The sequence below is a fragment of the Terrisporobacter muris genome (assembly GCF_024621905.1).
GTDB lineage: Bacteria > Bacillota > Clostridia > Peptostreptococcales > Peptostreptococcaceae > Terrisporobacter > Terrisporobacter muris.
Genome location: NZ_JANKBY010000541.1, coordinates 1 through 1,478, shown reverse-complemented (window position 1 = coordinate 1,478; position 1,478 = coordinate 1). Strand labels below are relative to the sequence as shown.

2 protein-coding genes are annotated in these 1,478 nt (G+C 25.9%); both read right to left on the bottom strand.

Going from position 1 to position 1,478, the window contains the following annotated elements; translation table 11 throughout:
* Nucleotides 1-55: 55 nt before the first annotated feature.
* Nucleotides 56-646: a hypothetical protein gene (locus NSA58_RS20100; protein ID WP_257560922.1), complete on the bottom strand. Its 591-nt coding sequence runs from the start codon at nucleotides 644-646 to the stop codon at nucleotides 56-58.
* A gap of 117 nt (nucleotides 647-763) precedes the next feature.
* On the bottom strand, nucleotides 764-1,303 hold the full coding sequence (locus NSA58_RS20095) for a hypothetical protein (protein ID WP_257560921.1): 540 nt from the start codon (nucleotides 1,301-1,303) through the stop codon (nucleotides 764-766).
* Nucleotides 1,304-1,478: the final 175 nt, after the last annotated feature.

Below are 1,478 nucleotides of genomic sequence, written 5' to 3'. Positions count from 1 at the left end.
TGATTACTAAAAAAAAATAGAGTTAACTTAACTCTATTTTTTCATTTTTATTTTTCTAAATATTTGCATATACATATTCTTTATCATCACTAAATGTAAAGCAATAATCTGGATTTATATCTAATATGTCCTCTATTTCAGTACTATATATCATCTCGTCTATTAATTCATTTTTGCTTGTTCCTTCCAACCAAAAATCTATAATTTGGTCTTTATCGAACAATCTATCAATATCATAACTTGATTCAAGCATATCATCTAGCTTATCCCTAGTATAATCCTTTAAATCTTTACTATTACTATATATTAAATATTCATCAATTTCCGTATATCCGTTTTCACATAAATCCATATAGTATGAATCACATGCCCTTATACTAATTTCTTTGATGTGCCAGTTACACCAGGCAAAGAATGTTATCTCATTTATATCTATCTCATTACTATTATAGTATTGAACTACTTCTTCTAACTTATCTTTTTCACTTAATAAGTACTCCTTTAAATTACTATCTTTCATATCTAAATAAATACTCTCAATTATTTGTATAGTTCTAGTGTCCATATTGTTAAACTTATGTATTAATTCTTGTAACTCTTTGAAAAATAATTTATTAATAACTTCGCTTTTATTTGTAATCATCATATTATCTCCTCCTAATTTATTGGAACATAGAAAAATCCCTAGTTGTAATATCTACAACTAGGGATCTTTTATTTATAAACAACTATTCATAATTTGTTTAAATATTATTTAATTATTCTATAGCCCAAGCTCTGTAACTTTTTCCTCTTTAGCTATACCACCTTTTCCACAACTTTTACATTTTAGTACAACAGGGTAAACTTGTGCTTTTTCTAATATAGCCGCTAAAATATTTAATCCTAACCCACATAATAGTAATATTTTTGATATGCCGAAAAATCCATCATAATCTATAAAAACAAGTAACCCCATTATTAACATTAAACTTGTTCCTATAATTGTCATTTTTACTGTTTTCTTCTGTCTTTTTACATCTTCCCCACAAGAGCTACAAGAAAACTTTTCTGTCCAAGCATATTCAACCTCTTTACAATCATCATTTGTACATTTATGTACTACTCCTAATTTAAAAGGGTAAAGTACTAAAGATAAGTACGGAATTATATATATACAATTAACTCCTAAACTCATTATAAAATCCATAGTAAATGCTCCAATAATAGCCATTGGTATTCCTATCTTAAATGTAAGTGTAAGTAGATGTAAAGCAAAGTTCCTAGTTTTCATTTCACTTCCGCATTTGTCACAATATTTCATTTTAGTATCCTCCCACATTATCATCTTTATTGTTTAATTAGAACATTATTAATCGTTTATAAAATTTTAATTAGTTAATAGATTAATTTTTATCATTCTTTTAATTTCATATTATTTATTAATTGCTTTATCCATCCCTCTGTGTATCCAAGTTCTCTACACATTTCTTTTATAG

Coding starts and splice junctions, on each gene's coding strand:
- NSA58_RS20100 (WP_257560922.1), bottom strand. CDS start 646: ATGATGATTACAAATAAAAGCGAAGTTATTAATAAATTATTTTTCAAA.
- NSA58_RS20095 (WP_257560921.1), bottom strand. CDS start 1,303: ATGAAATATTGTGACAAATGCGGAAGTGAAATGAAAACTAGGAACTTT.